A 17312-nucleotide genomic window follows, 5' to 3' on the forward strand; every position below is an offset into this window, starting at 1 on the left:
AGGAGTGAAGGCGAAAAGTTATATAACATGTAGATAGCGCTTTCTAAAGAATTGTCGCTATAATTCGGAGACGAACCCCGGATTTCCAGGGTAAGTTAGCTGACATACAAGTCGATTACAATCATCTAAGCAAGAGGGGGCATGCCGATGGCTGATGCTGGCGTAATGCAAAGCAAACTGCAAAAAGAAGCGCACCGGCCGCCTCGGCGGAAGTCGCGTTTGATCAGAACCTGGAACAGGAACAAGGCGCTATGGCTGCTATTCCTGCCATGCCTCCTGTATTATTTGATCTTCCGCTATGCGCCGATGTTTGGTCTGGTCATCACGTTCAAGGATTACAATCTGTTTAAAGGGATTTGGGCCAGCGATTGGGTGGGATTCAAATATTACCGGATGTTTCTGGAGAATCCCGATTTTTGGCCGCTGATGAAGAATACGTTTCTGCTGGGACTGTATAAGCTGGTATTCGGCTTCCCGGCCCCAATCTTGCTGGCCATTCTGCTTAATGAGGTACGAAGGGCGGCATTCAAGCGTTTTGTACAGACGGTCAGCTATCTGCCGCATTTCATCTCGAATGTAATCGTGGCGAGTATGGTGATTATGTTCCTGTCCCCGACTGGAGGACTGATTAACAATTTGTTGGCAGGGATCGGCATTGGACCGATCAATTTCATGAATGAGCCCGGGCTGTTCCGGGGCATCTATGTCCTGTCGGAAATCTGGCAGCATATCGGCTGGGAGACCATTATTTATTTGGCCGCGCTGACGGCTATCGATCCGCAGTTGTATGAAGCCGCGGATATGGACGGAGCAAGCCGGTTGCGCAAAATCTGGCATGTCACACTGCCCGGTATATCTCCCGCCATCGTCATAACGCTGATACTGAATATCGGCAAAGTGCTGGAGATCGGCTTCGAGAAAGTCTTCCTGATGCAGAATCCGGCGATCTACGATACGGCGGATATCATCAGCACGTATGTCTACAGGGTAGGCATGGTACAGGGGAATTTCAGCTATGGTGCGTCCATTGATTTGTTTATGGGAGTCATCAGTCTGATTTTCATCTATACGGCCAACTGGCTCAGCCGCCGATTAAGTGAGACCAGTCTATGGTAGAAAGAGGTGTGGCGTGAAATCACCCCGATTTTCCTGGTTTAACGTTGTGGCATCGCTGATCCTGCTGTTCGTTGTTGTGGTCACACTTTATCCGTTCCTTCATATGCTGGCGATTTCCCTCAGCAGCAACGTGAACGTCATCCAAAACAATATTTCCTTCTGGCCCAAGGGTTTTAATCTGAGCATGTACAAATTGGTGCTGGGTGATCCGCAAATCTGGACGGCTTACCGAAATACAATCATTTATACCGTACTTGGCACACTGATCTCGCTAGTGGTCACCTCCACTGGAGCCTACGCATTGTCCAGAAAGGACATGGCACTGCGCAATAGCTTCACGGTCTTAATCGTAATTACAATGTTTTTCAGCGGCGGGATGATTCCGACCTTCCTGGTGGTCCGTTCCCTGAATCTGGTGGACACTGTCTGGGGCATGGTTCTCCCGGGGGCAGTCAGCACCTGGAACCTCATTCTGATGCGCACGTTCTTCTCGGGCATCCCCAAAGAGCTGGAGGAATCGGGTCGCATGGACGGTCTGAACGATATTGGCATTTTCATACGTATTATTGTGCCGCTGTCCAAGGCATCCTTTGCCACGATTGCCCTGTTCTATGCCGTGGGTATGTGGAACAACTTTATCTTCCCGCTGCTCTATCTAAGGTCTCCCGATTTGTTTCCGCTTCAGGTGCTGCTTCGTAATCTGGTGCTGGCCGGTAGTGCAAGCTCAGGCGACGTAACATCCATTGGGGGAGATAATCTGGTGGTGGAGGAATCGCTTAAGTATGCGACCATCATGGTCTCAACGCTGCCGATTCTGGTCATCTATCCGTTTGTACAGAAGTATTTCGTCAAGGGAGCCATGGTTGGTGCGGTCAAAGGCTAAATTCTATAGGCAAACAAGGAATGCACCGCAAATTTAGCTTAAGGGAGAGAAGCTTATGGACAAATGGAAATTGGTAATACTTCCCCTGTTGATCGCATTAACGATGGTGGCAGGGTGCAGCGGTGGCAATGGTACCGACCCTCAAACGGATACCAAGGGGAACAGAACTGGAATCACGGATAACTCCACCGGGGCGGAAAAGACCTTCACGGCGCTGCTGGACAACAATGCCACATTCCCTTATTCCAAGAGCTGGCCCATCTGGAGCTGGCTGAAGGAAAAGACAGGCGTCACGCTGGAAGTGCAGACACCTTCCGGCAAGCTGGATGAGAGCCTGAACCTGGCGATTGCCTCCAAAGCGCTACCTGATCTGATGTATATGCCTAATCGCAAGGATTCAAACAAGTTTGGGCAGCAGGGCGCGCTGGTGGACCTGATGGAGTATATGGACAATATGCCGAACCTGAAGGCGTGGATGAAGGAGTATCCCGAGGAGGCGAAGGCTGCCCTGTCTGCCGACGGTAAAATGTATATGTTCCCCAATCAGGGATTCGGCGAGACGAATCGTATGATCTGGATGTACCGCAAGGATGTTTTTGACAAGGAAGGCATTCAGGTTCCAACAACTTATGAAGAGTTGCATGCGGCGCTGAAGACGCTGAAGGAGAAATACCCGGACAGTTATCCGCTATCTATTCGCTACGGTCAGATCCCGGATGAGATGAATGCCAATATGACGGTGAACTACGGAACGGGTGAGGGTGCCTACTATGATTTTGACCAGAAGGAATGGCGTTATGGGCCGACTGAAGACAACTACAAGGCCATGGTAGGGATGTGGAAAAGTTTTTACGATGAAGGGTTGGTCCCACCCGATTTCTTATCACTGCAAACCAAGCAGTGGCAGGATATGGTCTCTACCGGTAAATCATTCGTGACCATTGATTATATCAGCCGGATTGATTTTTTCAATAATGCCATGCAGCAGGAGAATCCAGAGTTCAACATGCAGTTTTTGGCCCCTCCAGCAGGCATTTCAGGCGGCAAACAGCTAAATCCGTATTTTCATTATATGGAAGGCGGATTGACGGTGGCATCCACCTCCAAGAACATTGATGATGTGATGAAGTACATGGACTTTTTCTATTCCGAGGAAGGACGTACGCTGAGCAGCTGGGGTGTAGAGGGCGAGACCTTTATAAAGGAAGGCGATACGATCAAGTTCAAGCCCGAGTATAACGATGTCATTGAAATGCGCAAGCAGACAGGGCTTCAGACCAGCGGAACCTATACCTGGATTGATTTCAACGCGCATTTGTCGCTGTTCTCGGACGATCTGAAGCATGCCTATGAAGAAGCGATCAAATATGATCCTCCCGCAATGCAGCCAAGACCTGCTTTTACAGAAGTGGAAAATGAGGTCATATCCATTACCGGTCAGGCGATCAAGAAGCACCGCGACGAGAGCTTTGCCAAATTTGTTACGGGTTCCCGGAGTCTGGCGGATTGGGAGAAGTATGTAGAGGAAATCAACAATCTTGGGGTAGATAAGCTGCTGAACACCTATAAGGAAGCGTATGACCGTGTTCAGAATGTTCAGCTGAGCGCGAAGTGAGCGAATGTAAGACACAGGAATCCTAGACCATTACAGAATGGCAAAAGGAGGCTTCGCTTATGAAAAAGCAGCATCTGCGTGTGTACTCCGGATTCAAACTGGGATTGTTTCTGTTGATCTGTATGGTGACGATTGGAATAGCTGTCCCTGGCAAGACAGAAGCGGCGAGTTCAATTTCACTGGACGCGCCTGCGGGTGGATATGTATCGGATGGAGGGCTGGTGGAAATTGGAGGCAGTTATACCGACCTGTATGACATTCGGCTGTTTGTGGACGGAACGGCTCAATTCGAAGTGGTATTAAATGATCCGGATGGGGATGACAGCGGCACCTGGTCTTATATGCTGGATACCTCAGCCTTTAACGGGACTGTGGAACTGGTGGTTCGTGGACTGGATACGTCCACCCGTTACGGGGTATGGGGCGCGCCCGCCATCCTTACCGTTAATAACCCTGTGGGTGCTGTTCCCGAAGTAACCATCACGGGGCCATCTGAGGGTGTGTCTCTTAGTGGTCAGGTGGAGATCTCTGTCGAGACCAGCTCGCCTCTGCCGATCTTACAGGTAGAGGTTCGGGTGAACCGTGGGCCTTGGGAGGAGGCTGTTCAGCAAGGCTCTGAGTATATATATACCTGGGACACGGCGGGACTTGGCGATCGCACGGTCAGTCTGGAGTCCAGAGCGGCCAGTGCGCCGGAGCGCTATGGTTATAGTCCAACGGTGTATGCTCAGGTTGGAACCGGGACGCATGAGACTGCCGTTCCCCTTCCTGTACAGGAGCGTGCCATGTGGATCTGGGAACCGGAGAGCTATAAGCTGCTGCTGAACCCTGGATCGCGTCAGGTGCTGGAGTCATTCATCACCGATACGCAGACATTCGGCCAAACACCGGTCCAGACGCTTTACCTCGCAGTGGGCGGTTATGCCGGATACGATGCACTGGAAGCGCAGGAAGTGGAGTTGCGTTCTTTCGTGAGTTGGGCGCACAGCAAAAATTTGCAGGTGCATGCGTTAATTGCAGGCGGCACTACGCCGGCCTATATGGGCGCTTACGCGAAATATCACCATCATGCCGTGCAGGAAATGGAGCAGGTGATCAATTACAACCTTGCAGCGGGGGATACGGAGAAATTTGACGGAATCAATGTGGATATTGAGCCTTATATCTCTCCCGACTTTAAAGACCCAAGTCATTTCCTGCAGAAGGAATATCTGGATGGCCTGCAAAAGATGATTGGTCGCCGGGATACCGCGGGTATTCGGCTTCCGTTCGGTCCTGCCGTGCCCAAGTGGTATGACACATCGGATCAAGCAGCGAATATCGTATGGAACGGCTCCAGCAAATGGCTGTCCGAGCACGTTCAGGATATCTCCGACTATATCTCCATTATGGATTATCGGGATACGGCGGATGGCTCCGCTGGCATTATTGCCGGGGCTGCTGGAGAGCTGGCTTATGCGGATCAGATCGGCAAGCCGAATTCCGTGGTGATTGGTGTGGAAACGCTGGATATCGCCAATAGCGGCGACCCTGAGACCATTACCTTCTGGGAGGAGGGCCGCATCCACATGGAAGCCGAGCTGGATAAGGTATATGCAGCTTACGGGCAAAGCAGCGCCTTTGGCGGTATTGCCGTCCATCACTATGATTCCTATCGGGCACTCCCTTCTTATTGGGGGCCAGGCGGAGTAGTTTGGACAGCACCGGATGACCAGGAAGCCCCCTCGGCACTTTCAGGGATTCCTTCCATCGAGGCCACAGATTATCAGACTGTACATCTGAATTATGGAATGGCTTCGGATAACATGGAAGTGGAACGCTATGTGATATACCGAAGTACCGTGCAGGGGTTCACACCTGTCGCTGCGGATATCGTTGGACTCGCCCGCGCCCTGAATTACCAGGACAAGGGACTGCTGCCGGATACGACATATTACTACCGTATTGTAGCTAGTGATATGCGCGGTAATATCGGGCCACTCACCGATGAAGTGTCGGCGACCACCGGTAGCACCACATTGACGCCACTGATTGTAACGGACATGAATCTGGTCTATGGCGGATCAGGAGTATCCGTCACTCTGAAGGTCAGAGATTATGATACAGGCGGGGTACTTGCGGGGGCGAAAGTCGAGGGGAGATTTACTTATGCGGCGGGGCGTTACACCAGTGGGACAACCGGAGTGGATGGAAGCGTGACGCTTGTCTCGGAAGCGGTGGGACCGGGCAGACAGGTTGGCTTTGAACCACGTAGAATCCGTTACAACGGCTATTACTACGCAGCAGGTCATGATTCGCCGCATACAACACTGCTGATGCTGAATGCCGGCAATTGAACAAGCAGGCGAGAAATGGCTTGAAGGAGGAGGAATCACATGAATGTGAATGACTTGGTGGAACCGCTCAAGACTCATATCGTTGAGCATATGCCTGTGCAGGTTTATGCCAATCGGGATCAGATGGGGGCAGCGGCTGCGGCTGCGGTTGGGGCCCGATTAAGACAGCTGCTTCAGGATTCGGAGCGACAGGTACGCATGGTGTTCGCTGCTGCTCCTTCGCAAAACGAATTGTATGAATGTCTGGTACGGGAGCAAGGCATCGATTGGTCAAGGGTCTGTGCCTTTCATATGGATGAATATATGGGTCTGGCGGATACGGCTCCCCAGCGATTTGGCCGGTATTTAACGGATCGGCTGTTCAGTCGGGTGCAGCCTGGGCGGGTGGAGCTGTTGGAAGGGCTACATGATGTGGAACAGGAGTGTCAGAGATATGGGGACCTGCTGCGTGCGGCTCCTATTGATATCGTCTGCCTCGGGATCGGAGAGAATGGGCATATCGCCTTCAATGATCCGCCTGTTGCCGATTTTGAAGATTCGAGGATCGTCAAAGCGGTGAAACTGGACGAAGCCTGTCGCCGTCAGCAGGTGAACGATGGGTGCTTTGCCCGACTGGATGATGTACCTGCGGAGGCGTTGACCCTGACTGTGCCAACGCTGATGGCTGGTAGGGAGCTGTTCGCGATTGTGCCAGGGGCATCCAAGCGGCGTGCACTTGCGGCAGCTTTACATGATCCGATCAGCACGGCATGTCCTGCTACCATCCTGCGTACCCATCCCGGAATCACGATGTTCACAGACCGGGAAGCCTACGGCCTGTGAGCGTGCCAATGATCGGGAAGCACTACAGAACAGGGCTGCCCATTGAAGTGGAGGTCGGAGAGGGACGTATCACTGCTGTTACTGAACTTGAAATGTCGCCTTCCGTAGATTGCCTGCCCTGGCTTGCGCCTGGACTTGTGGATTTACAGGTGAACGGCGGATGGGGGCTGGATCTGAACACAGCCCCGCTATGTCCAGATACGGTATTGCAGCTGACCCGGAGGCTGCAAAGCCAAGGTGTTACAAGCTATTGCCCGACGTTGATTACGAACAGTTCCGAACGGATGACTGAGGCGGCTTCCGCCATTGTAAAAGCCGTTCGGCTGAACCGGGATGCGGCCGAGGGAATTGTGGGCATTCATTTGGAAGGCCCATTCCTCTCGCCGGAGGATGGCCCACGCGGCGCCCACCCAAGGCAGCATATTGTTCCGCCTGATTGGGAGGCGCTCAGCCGTTGGCAGGATGCCGCCAATGGGTTGATTCGCATCATTACAATTTCCCCGGAGTGGCCTGGTGCAGCTTCATTTATTGCCCGGTGCTGCGAATCCGGCATTCTTGTCTCGATTGGACATACGGCAGCAACGCCAGAGCAGATCAGGGAAGCGGTCTCCGCAGGAGCAGTGATGTCTACACATCTTGGTAATGGTGCACACCTGATGCTTCCGCGTCATCCGAACTACCTGTGGGAACAGCTGGCGGCCGATGAGCTGTATGGGTGCATGATAGCGGATGGTCATCATCTTCCGCTGTCCGTGCTGGCCGTAATTCTCCGGATGAAACGGAATCGCGCCATTCTGGTCAGCGATGCCGTCTCGCTGAGCGGTATGCCGCCAGGTTCCTACCACCTGCATATCGGCGGAGATGTGGTATTGACGGCGGAAGGTCGGTTGCACCTTGCCGGCCAGCCGGAGCTGTTGGCTGGCTCGGCGATGATGCTGCCGGATCAGGTGGGGTATCTTGTGGAAACGGGGTTGTGCGGGCTTCCCGATGCCTGGGACTGTGCATCGGTGCATCCGGCCCGGCTGCTTGGGCTTGAACAGGCTGCAGGACTTGAGGTCGGTGCGCCCGCGGATATCGTTAGCTTCAACATGGATGGTGGAAAGTTAAGTGTTTTGCAGTGCTGGAAGAATGGCCAGATCAGTCCACAGAGCCGAGAATAGGGGGAGAGCGATGCAGAGCTTGATACCGCAACCGAAGCAGATTGCAGCGACCGAGGGAGAAGCCTTGCGACTGAATGGCGAGGAAAGATTGAGTCTTTTCATGGAACAGGATGAACTCAGATTAGAAATTCATTGCCGCCGGGTATTTCCGGGGATGGAATATACATGCTCCAGAATAGAAAAGGGTTATTTACTAGTAATCGGACGTCTCTCAGAGCAGGAAGCGCAGCAGGTAGTTGATGAGGAGCATGAAGCCGATGCAGTGCATAAAGTCCTGGGAGCACAACAGAAGAGCCCGGTCAACCCAGGTCCCAGTTCGTTCATTCAACAAGACAGAACGGATCTGACTGGGCTGGACGGACGTCCACAAGGGTATAAGCTGGAGGTGTCGGCCGGAAGGGTTGAAGTCTACGCACAGGATGCGGCGGGTCTTTTTTATGGATTGCAGACATTGGTACAACTGCTTGGAGGGGATGGTGTCATCCCGGCGGTGTCCATCACCGACTGGCCGGATACACCTTTGCGGGCAATGAACTTGGACCTGCGTCAGACGTTCTCGAAGCCGGAACTGCTGACGGGGTATTTGGCTGAATTCGCCCGTTATAAGACAAACGCGATTTTGATTGAATACGAGGATAAGTTCCCATTTCAGTCGCATCCCGAGTTCGCACATCCACAGCATGCGTTAAGTCGTTCACAACTGGAAGAACTGAAGCGGAACGCCCACGAGCACTTTATAGAGATTGTTCCGCTCCAGCAGAGCTTTGGACATCTGGAATATGTATTACGCCACGAAGGTTGGCGGCATCTTCGCGAGACAGAGCAGTCCACCGGGGAGATCTGCCCATCGCATCCGGAAACCTTTGGGTTGATAACCACTTTACTCGAGGAGATGATCGACGCCCACCCGGATTCGCGTTATATCCACCTCGGCTGTGACGAGGTCTATAGCCTATGCGAATGCGAACGCTGCAAAATCGAGTTTGGAGGCGTGCGGGAACGAGCTTTTATCGCCTTTTTAAACCGTCTGATTGCATTTACGGCAGAACTGGGGAAACAGCCAATTTTCTGGCATGACATGCTGGAGAAATGTCCACCAGAGGAACTCGCTAAGCTGGATAAGCGAAGTGCCGCCATGATCTGGATTTACAACGGTCGCAATATCGAAGCGGAGGTTACTTCGCATGCGGATAAATTCAGGTCGCTCGGCATTGAAGTAATGGGAGCGCCAGCAGTCCGCAGCTTTGACTGGGCTGAGCATCAGAATTATCCTGTGCTGCTGAACCGGACAGACAACTTGCTTCAGTGGGCAGAGACGGCCGACAAGCTGAATCTTGGCTGTGTGGTTGCGACCAACTGGACGGGGCCTTTCAGCCTCGGTGTTCCGTATGGTATTTTTGAAACCACCTGGTACCCCATGCTGCTGCATGCGGATTTGGCCTGGAACCGCAAGGCGGATACCACAACCTTCATCGACCGGTTTCTGGAACGGTTTCATGGTATTGATCCTGTTACCGGACATAACCTTCTCGGCAATTACAGGGTAGAGGATTATTATGATGTAATCTGGAAGCTGATGGACGAAGTGCGCGAGCATAAGGAAGAAGCGGAGCTGATCACGATCATGCATGATTTTGAGGTGGCGACAGACCGTTCGCGGGCGATCCATAAGTATGCCTACCGCTGGGAGCTGTATCCCGGAGACGATGCGGAGTGGCGCTCACTCAATAACAATTATACGAGAAACCGTCGCGGGCGTGAGGGTGTCCTCCCTCGGATGAAGGCTGCGCTGGAGCGTTACCAGCCCTCTGATATGGCAGAGCATTTTGTGAAATCCAGGTTCTATCTGCACGATTATCTGGAGCGAACGCTTTATCAAGAACTGGGTCTGAATGCAATTCAGCCACAAGCCGATCTGACGGCAATGAGTCTGGACGACAAAATAGCCATGATGTGCGTAGTAGGCACCCCATCGACTTGGGCCGAGCCGGAGTTTCGCGGCAGAATGGCACAGCACCGATTCGGGGGCATCGGCATCTTTCCCCATAATATTGAGAGCGAGCAACAGATACATGCGCTGCTTGCAGAAGTGAGGAACATAGCCGGAGATAACGGCAGCCCTATGCCTTATTATGTTTCGGTAGATGAAGAGGGTGGCACCTTGTCCAAGTTTAAGTCCTTTTTTCCCTATGTCCCTGGCAACCGGGCCGTCGGATTAAGTGAAGATCCGGAAGCCGCTCATTTGCTCGGTAAAATCATTGGCAGTGAGCTGCACTCCCTTGACATTCCCATAAACTGGGCACCTGTGCTGGATGTGAACACGAATATAGATAATCCGGTTGTGGGTGTTCGCTCCTTTGGAGAGGACCCGCAGCTGGTGGCCCGGTTCGGCCGAGCCTATATTCAGGGGATGCATGAAGCAGGTGTGGCCGTGACGGCAAAGCATTTTCCCGGACACGGGCAAGTGAGTGGGGACTCGCATATTGTTCTGCCTGAATGTGAACTAACGCTTGAACAGCTGATGGAGGGGCCGTTGCTTCCTTTTGTTGAGGCGATTGAAGCCGGGGCGGATTCAATCATGATGGGGCATCTGGTATTTCCCAACATTCCGGAATCCGGCGGACTTCCGGCCTCACTCAGTCCATTTTTTGCCACGGAAATGCTTCGGAAGCAGTTGGGCTTTGCGGGGGTGATCTGCACCGATGATATCGAAATGGGGGCAATTCGTAAAAATTTCAGCCCAGAAGATGTGGGGGTTCTGGCCGTTCAGGCGGGGAACGATATGATCCTGATGTGCCATACGCCGGAGTTTCAGAGTCGGGTCATCGCGGGTATTCAGGCTGCTGTACGGGATGGGCGCATCAACGAGGCGCGAATCGACGAGTCGGTTCTTCGTATTCGGCAGTTGTATGACCAATTCCAGCAGTATCGAGCGGCTGCACAGCCGATTCCCAGAGAGCAATGGGCGGATGCGGCACTGAAGCTGGCTCGGATGACCGTGAAAGTCAGCCGGGACCCGCGGGGCCTGCTGCCACTCAAGGATTCGTTGAAATATTTGCTGATTCTGCCGCAGCAGGAGCAGCTGACCCAGGCCGATAATAGTGGCTCTGCCGAGATCAGGCTGGCCTCCCTGCTGAAGGATGAAGGTTTAGCTGTGGAGACGCGCTACTGCGCAATGAAGCCGGATGCCAAGCAGATAGAGTCCTTGGTACAGCAAGCTGTTGATGCGGATGTCGTTATCCAGGGCACCCTTAATGCCCATCTGTTCAAAGGTCAGCTGGCACTGGCTGAGGCCTTGGCTGCGGTTAAGCCACTGCTGAATCTGGTGCTGCGCAATCCCTATGATGATGCCGCACTGCCGCAGACAGCCGGAAGCATATTGCTGTGCTCAACCTCCGATTATTCACTGCGGGCACTGGTGGAGTGCATGGCAGACTCAAAGTGACTTGTCAGTGATGAGCTGGTCAACAGGGCAATGAAATTATCCAAAAACTCAAAAGCTCAAAAGAAAGCTCGCATGCACTTGTCAAACTTCAATCTCACAACAACCCCCGCTACTGTGTTAGGGTTGGTGCTAAAATTTGTTCTCATTGTAATAGCTCCTTTAAGTAAAATATGTATGTCGCTTTGCAGTATAACAGTGGATCTATCCTGATCAGAACAAACTCCAGCCCAGTTTTTGTCCAAGACTCTAGCCCAGTAGGAACAAGACTAAAGTATAGTCACGAGGTTGAAAAAAGAAGTGAATGAAAGCCATCCCTATGCTGTTTATAGAACGTTCACCGCCATAGGGGCAGCACAAAGAGCACGTTATGAACGCGCTCTTTGTGTTTGTTTTTCTCTGGTTGACTTGGAGGTTCTTTAGTAATCCCGTTGTAATTTTGATTATGCGTTTATATCCGTGATCGCCGGAATATTGATCTCTTTTACACAGGATGCTTTGGACAGGCTGACGATGCATTTTACGATAGAAACCATGTCCTGAAGAGGGATGCGTGTACCATTATATTCGGAAAGAGCGCGGTCAATGCCATCTTTATATGGAACTTCGGCTGCAAGCTCACCCGGGTTAATACACGTAACCGCGATCCTGTCGTGTCTTGTATGTTCTCTCAAGGCCTCCGTAATGCCTCGAATTGCAAATTTGGAGGCTACAAAAGAAACCTGGCTACTGTTTGCATTGCTTAGACCTGCAGTTGAGCCGATAAGAATTATTTTGCCAGCTGTGGACTGTCTGAGATGGGGCAATAATGCCTGAATGCATACAATAGCGGATGTTACATTCACATGAATCAGATTACTGATGTCGGCAGGGTTGTCCTTATCGAACGTATAGTGGTCCTCAAACCCCTCTTTTTCCCAAATGCCTACATTGTAAATGAGAACATCCAGTGCCTCGTTCTGGAGTTTATCGATTACAAGTGTGGCTGCATTGAGATCAGACAGATCTGCCTGTATCCATATTCGTTCTACACCATCGTTAAGCTTCAAATTATCAGGTTCCGTTCGAGACACTACCCATACTTTATCGCCTTGCTCGGGCACGCCCCTCACAAATGCATCTCCTAATCCTTTGCTGGCGCCGAATACGAGATAGGTTTTCAATTGAAATGCTCCTTCTTTTTTAAAGTGTCAGTTTATGGGTACCAGCTCAAAAAGCAGGCTCTTTATTTTCCAATAGTATAATTTCTTCTCCTCGTTGTTGCCTTAATGATATATTTTCCCGTCCCCATGTACACATTACATCCACAATCTTATTGGCGGTAACTCCATACTCCGTAAGACTGTATTCAACTTTAGGCGGCATCTGTTGGTACACATGTCTTCTGACAAGGCCATCCCTCTCAAGCTCGCGTAATTGCTGGATCAGGACCTTTTGCGAGATACCGTCTATACTGCGCTGCAACTCGCCTGTCCTTTTCGCACCAGATATTAATAAACATATGATTAGCGCTTTCCATTTGCCGCCAATAATTTCGAGTGTCGCTTCGATTCCCAGGTTATATTGCTTCATGACATATCACCTCGTTCATGTTACATCTTGTTGATGTGGTATAACTATTCATTTTCTCACAATATGGCTGATGAAGTCCATACACACTTTGAAGTAACCATCTTACTTTCGGGTGTGTATTTTCTTTTTTTCAGGCTTATATGATAATGGCCATATTCGAAAAAAAGCCTATAGCTGAACCCTATAAATTGAACAAAACATTTACACGAGAACGGAGAGGACAGAAATAACCTGAAGAAGCGGAGCTAAAAGCTTTCTGAAAGAAAGCTGCATCGGAAGCATACGCTTCGCCTTTATCCCCAGATTTTTTTGATTCCCTTTGAAAAGGGAATCAAAAAAATCTGGGGATAACAGCGATCGGAAGGTTGTTCTGTCATCGGAGTGGCAAGTGTAAATATTCTTTAGTTTCAATTTATATAGAAAGGAATGTTAATCATGAAAACACTTGTCATTTTGGCACATCCGAATATTGAAGTTTCAAGAGTGAATCAACGCTGGAAAGAGGAGTTGCTGCAACACTCAAGCGATATTACAATTCATGAGATTTATAAAGCCTATCCTGACTGGAACATCGATGTTTCCAGAGAACAGAAATTGATGGAGGCATTTGACCATATTATTTTGCAGTTTCCATTGTATTGGTACAGCTATCCGCCTTTGTTGAAAAAGTGGTTAGATGATGTGTTTACTTACGGATGGGCGTATGGATCAACAGGTAATAAGCTGCATGGGAAAAAGATAGGCTTGGCTATGTCGATTGGTGATAAGAAGGAAAATTACACGCGGGGCGGCTCAGTGTCCTTTACCGTAGATGAGGTGGTTACGCCTTTCAAAGCCAGCATAAATCATGTTGGCGCCGTAGCGTTACCGTATTTTGCAGTCTTTGGTGCCTCATTTCAAGCTACCGATGAAGAAATTAACCAAAGTGCACATGATTATATCCGTTATATCTATGAATATCAGAAGGCAGTTGGGAATCTATCAATTTAAGAAATCTACTTTCAATAACTACTGGGGTATGATAAATAGGTATGTCCAAAAGCCCGCTTGGTACGCGGGCTTTTGGTGTATATTGTGGTTAATTCGAGTAATTCCGTTTTATAATTATGGGGTACCGTTCGTTCCAGCGGGCCCTTGAGGTCCGGTAGGGCCAGTGGCTCCAGTAACTCCCTGAATTCCTTGAACGCCCTGAGGTCCGGTTGGACCAGTGGCTCCAGTAGCACCCGTTGCCCCAGTAACTCCCTGAATGCCCTGTGCTCCCGTCACACCTGTAGCACCAGTCGCTCCAGTAGCACCTGCAGCACCTGCAATACCTGCAGCACCTGCAATACCAGCAGCACCTGCAATACCAGCAGCACCCGAAGATCCGTCGGCTCCCCTTGCGCCGATATCACCCTTAGCGCCTTTTGCACCAGCGGCCGCCAGAATCATATAATCCGTTGAATTGTCAGGCAGACCTTTAGGTGAAGTAGTCAGCGCGACATAAGTACTGCCTTCGTATGTGAGTACCTGATATTTTTTATAGGTTGGGGCTTGTGCTGTATCGAATTTCACGATGTTTTGGAAAATGGACTGCAGCCAGCTTTCCTGGGCCTGCTGATTCTGCTTGTCGATGAATGACAGGCTCGCGCTTGGTTCCAGATAGAAAGCGGAATTTCCATTGTGGACAACAGCGAGTAACTGTCCCGGGTTCAAATATTCTCCATTGATCACGGCATTGGCGTCCAAAGTGAAATGGATGCTTTCCCCTTCATCAGACAATAAGGTGATGTCATTGGAAGAGAGTCGAACGAGCATGCCGCGGAAAACCTTATCCGTTTGAGTGGAGTAGAGCTCAGCCCGCGCGATCATCACGGCCAATTCCTGACGAGTAACGGTCAACGTTGGTCTGAATGTTCCATCATCATAGCCACTCACGATCCCTAGCTCGGTGGCTGCATTTACATAACCAGTATTGGAGGGAGACACTTTTGAAATGTCCGTAAACCAGGATGCAGTCGTAGCGGATTGGATGACCTCGGCGTTCATGCCTACGGCGCGAACAATCAATTTCATCAACCATTCCCGGGTAGCTGGGGATTGCCCCCAATTTTCGGAACCGATCTGCTCTTCTTCGGGCAGGATCAGACTGCGTTCTACCGCGAGTGCAATCCAATCTTCTGCCCAACTGCTGGATGAAAATGTCGACGGGCTAAGATTGGTTGGAGGAGCATCCAAGCCAAGCAGCCTCAACGCGATGATGGTCGCTTCCTCCTTGGTAGAGTTCCGGTCCGGATAGAACAATCCGTCTTTACCGCCACTGACGATTCCCATTGCATTTAGCTTCATAATGGACGGATAGGCCCAGGAGGTTGGAGGGACGTCCAGAAAACGAGGCGATGCTTCTTCGGCAGCAAGCGCCTTCTGTACACCCAATCCCATAAACGGACTGCCAATAGAAGAAACAGCCCCTACGGCTAATAGCGTTTTGGAGATTTTTTGATTCATTGTGATATATTGACGAGTATTCCGCTTTTCTTTCCGAATCTCCTTGCGGAGGACCTTTTCATTCATTTACAAGAACCCTACCTTCATTTATTTTTTGTTCAAACCAAAGTTTGTTGTTTAACACACTTGGATGGTTGGGAACGAAGTCTGCGGCCTTTTCATTATGCAAGCAGGCCAAATCATCCATTTGGAGGTGGCTATAACAGACGCATAGCTGTAGATGTGGTACCCAGGTTCGGCACCCGGAAATTTGCAATCCCGATGTTTTCATGAAAGGAGGAATGTGCAGCGCCTGTTGGTACCAGCTAATAGCACCTGTATAATCACCTTCTTCGATGTGGTAAAAACCCAGTCTGCAGCAATCTTCGGCTCTTGGGGAAGCATACATGAACGATTGGAGCACCATTTTTTTCGCATCCTGAATTCTCCCCAAGGCATGGTGGCCATCTGCCGAACGGCCGCAAGCAGCGATCCGATCCTCTATCCAACCATCTTCTCTTTCGAGGAATCGATCATATTGCTCTATGGCCCTTTCCCATAAGTTGTGGTCGCTAAGCTCACTACCGTAATAAAAAAGGTCTCTTGCCGAAAACGGCTCAAGGCGTTTTTCACGCTCCTCATAGATAAGCAGGTTTCTGTCAGTTTCCGAATGCTCGCGGATGTGCGTAACGGCGGGAAGCCATTCGAGGGTCGTTCCGGACACATCCAGATATTCATGAACCTGCCCAACCCATGAAAAGGATCTTTCCCGTTTGACAATCCGGTTTCTGCGAAGACTGCTGTTAACATTACCTTCTTCGTCACGCGACAAATGATAAGGCAGGGATATTCCATCAATGTCATGTGTGAGCTTCAATAATTCTTTCTGCAGCAAGGCAGCGTCATCAGGCAGAAGCACGTCATCGGCATCCAGCCAAAACACATAATCCATGGTAGCCAGGCTAAACGAGTAATTTCGAGCTTTGGCAAAATCATCCACCCACTCAAAATTATGAACATTGTTGGTGAATGTGGCGGCGATCTTTTTGGTCAAGTCGGTCGATCCGGTGTCAACAATGATAATCTCGTCAACTAGATGCGCCACGCTGGCTAAACATCGGGCAAGTGTCTTTTCCTCGTTCTTAACAATCATGCACAGACTGATGGTGGGCTGACGATCCATTAACGAAGTGAGCTTTGCATCCTGAAAGCTTGGTTGGTCTATGTATGGAAGAAGGTTGATGACCATGGAATCTTGGGCAATAGCAAGTCGATGCCCTTTCGGCAATTCATTCGCATGAAAGACAGCATGCCTCTCCCTGGTGTCCCGGCGATGCTGATTTCCTGTGGGAACGTTCAATGAACGGCCTTTTTTTTACTACCAGAAGTGGTCCTTCAAGCTCGTCCACCCATTGCACCCCATGTGATTGGACAGCACGCCTACCTCTTGCGAGCTTATAAAGCGAATCCAATTGAAGATTGGCCTGGTCCAATGGATGTGTAATATCAACGTCAGTAATGATGGGGCTAACGATCGACAGTTTGGTATCGTGCTCCAAAATTCCAACCAAGTCATTCAGCCAGTGACTGGTTACGGCAACATAATCATGCATCAATACCAGTATGTCTCCCGATGCGACAGATGCACCGATCTGAAAGGCTTCCTCAGTATGGAGTCCAGTAGGCCAAGTCAAACTACGAAATTCCGGCATTCCCTGAAAAGGTTCCAGGACTGTCTCATCATCAAGTTCATTGATTACGATGAGTTCATAAGGATAGGGAGTGTGAAGCTGGATGCTTTTCACACAATACTGGAGAAGGTGAGCGTTACGAGCGTAGAGAATAATTGAAGCGTTCATTGCAACCCCCGATGTTTGCATGTAAGGTAGGACTCCAATCT

13 protein-coding genes are annotated in these 17312 nt (G+C 50.4%); 8 read left to right on the plus strand and 5 right to left on the minus strand.

Annotated features, from left to right (window positions below; translation table 11 throughout):
• The first annotated feature begins 147 nt into the window (after positions 1-147).
• Genes ACFVQB_RS20825 through nagZ form a run of 7 tightly spaced genes read left to right on the plus strand, consistent with a single transcriptional unit; the run spans position 148 to position 11377 of the window.
• The gene (locus ACFVQB_RS20825) at positions 148-1116 is read left to right on the plus strand and encodes an ABC transporter permease (protein ID WP_379443350.1); all 969 of its coding nucleotides are present in this window, start codon (positions 148-150) and stop codon (positions 1114-1116) included.
• A 13-nt stretch (positions 1117-1129) separates the two neighbouring features.
• A complete protein-coding gene (locus tag ACFVQB_RS20830; RefSeq protein WP_379443352.1) occupies positions 1130-1999 on the plus strand; it encodes a carbohydrate ABC transporter permease in 870 nt (289 codons plus the stop codon).
• A gap of 55 nt (positions 2000-2054) precedes the next feature.
• Entirely contained in the window at positions 2055-3614 is a 1560-nt protein-coding gene (locus ACFVQB_RS20835; RefSeq protein WP_379443354.1) for an extracellular solute-binding protein, read from the plus strand.
• Positions 3615-3673: 59 nt separating this feature from the next.
• Positions 3674-5950, plus strand: coding sequence for an Ig-like domain-containing protein (locus ACFVQB_RS20840; protein WP_379443357.1), 2277 nt, complete (start codon positions 3674-3676; stop codon positions 5948-5950).
• Between the two features lie 39 nt (positions 5951-5989).
• A complete protein-coding gene (locus tag ACFVQB_RS20845) occupies positions 5990-6772 on the plus strand; it encodes a glucosamine-6-phosphate deaminase (protein ID WP_379443360.1) in 783 nt (260 codons plus the stop codon).
• Entirely contained in the window at positions 6769-7932 is a 1164-nt protein-coding gene (locus ACFVQB_RS20850) for an N-acetylglucosamine-6-phosphate deacetylase (RefSeq protein WP_379443362.1), read from the plus strand. Before ACFVQB_RS20845 ends, ACFVQB_RS20850 begins: the two co-directional genes overlap by 4 nt.
• 10 nt (positions 7933-7942) lie before the next feature.
• Complete coding sequence (gene nagZ, locus ACFVQB_RS20855; RefSeq protein ID WP_379443364.1) at positions 7943-11377, plus strand: beta-N-acetylhexosaminidase; 3435 nt, start codon at positions 7943-7945, stop codon at positions 11375-11377.
• Positions 11378-11817: 440 nt separating this feature from the next.
• On the opposite strand, the gene ACFVQB_RS20860 is transcribed toward nagZ, so the two are convergent.
• Both ACFVQB_RS20860 and ACFVQB_RS20865 read right to left on the minus strand, forming a co-directional pair.
• Entirely contained in the window at positions 11818-12537 is a 720-nt protein-coding gene (locus ACFVQB_RS20860; protein ID WP_379443367.1) for an SDR family NAD(P)-dependent oxidoreductase, read from the minus strand.
• Positions 12538-12583: 46 nt separating this feature from the next.
• Positions 12584-12946 carry a winged helix-turn-helix transcriptional regulator gene (locus ACFVQB_RS20865; RefSeq protein WP_379443369.1) on the minus strand — a complete coding sequence of 121 codons (363 nt, stop codon included), beginning with the start codon at positions 12944-12946 and terminating at the stop codon, positions 12584-12586.
• Between the two features lie 435 nt (positions 12947-13381).
• On the opposite strand from ACFVQB_RS20865, the gene ACFVQB_RS20870 reads away from it, so the two are divergent.
• Positions 13382-13936: an NAD(P)H-dependent oxidoreductase gene (locus tag ACFVQB_RS20870; RefSeq protein WP_379443372.1), complete on the plus strand. Its 555-nt coding sequence runs from the start codon at positions 13382-13384 to the stop codon at positions 13934-13936.
• Positions 13937-14050: 114 nt separating this feature from the next.
• Here ACFVQB_RS20870 and ACFVQB_RS20875 read toward each other — a convergent pair whose 3' ends face one another.
• The 3 genes from ACFVQB_RS20875 to ACFVQB_RS20885 are packed head-to-tail and all read right to left on the minus strand — an operon-like array spanning position 14051 to position 17292.
• Complete coding sequence (locus ACFVQB_RS20875) at positions 14051-15499, minus strand: S-layer homology domain-containing protein (protein ID WP_379443374.1); 1449 nt, start codon at positions 15497-15499, stop codon at positions 14051-14053.
• Complete coding sequence (locus ACFVQB_RS20880; protein WP_379443376.1) at positions 15492-16772, minus strand: glycosyltransferase; 1281 nt, start codon at positions 16770-16772, stop codon at positions 15492-15494. The genes ACFVQB_RS20875 and ACFVQB_RS20880 overlap by 8 nt, the downstream gene beginning before the upstream one ends.
• Positions 16702-17292 carry a glycosyltransferase family 2 protein gene (locus ACFVQB_RS20885; protein WP_379443379.1) on the minus strand — a complete coding sequence of 197 codons (591 nt, stop codon included), beginning with the start codon at positions 17290-17292 and terminating at the stop codon, positions 16702-16704. Before ACFVQB_RS20885 ends, ACFVQB_RS20880 begins: the two co-directional genes overlap by 71 nt.
• Between the last annotated feature and the right edge of the window lie 20 nt (positions 17293-17312).

This window comes from Paenibacillus sp. NPDC057886, assembly GCF_042796655.1.
Lineage (GTDB): Bacteria > Bacillota > Bacilli > Paenibacillales > Paenibacillaceae > Paenibacillus.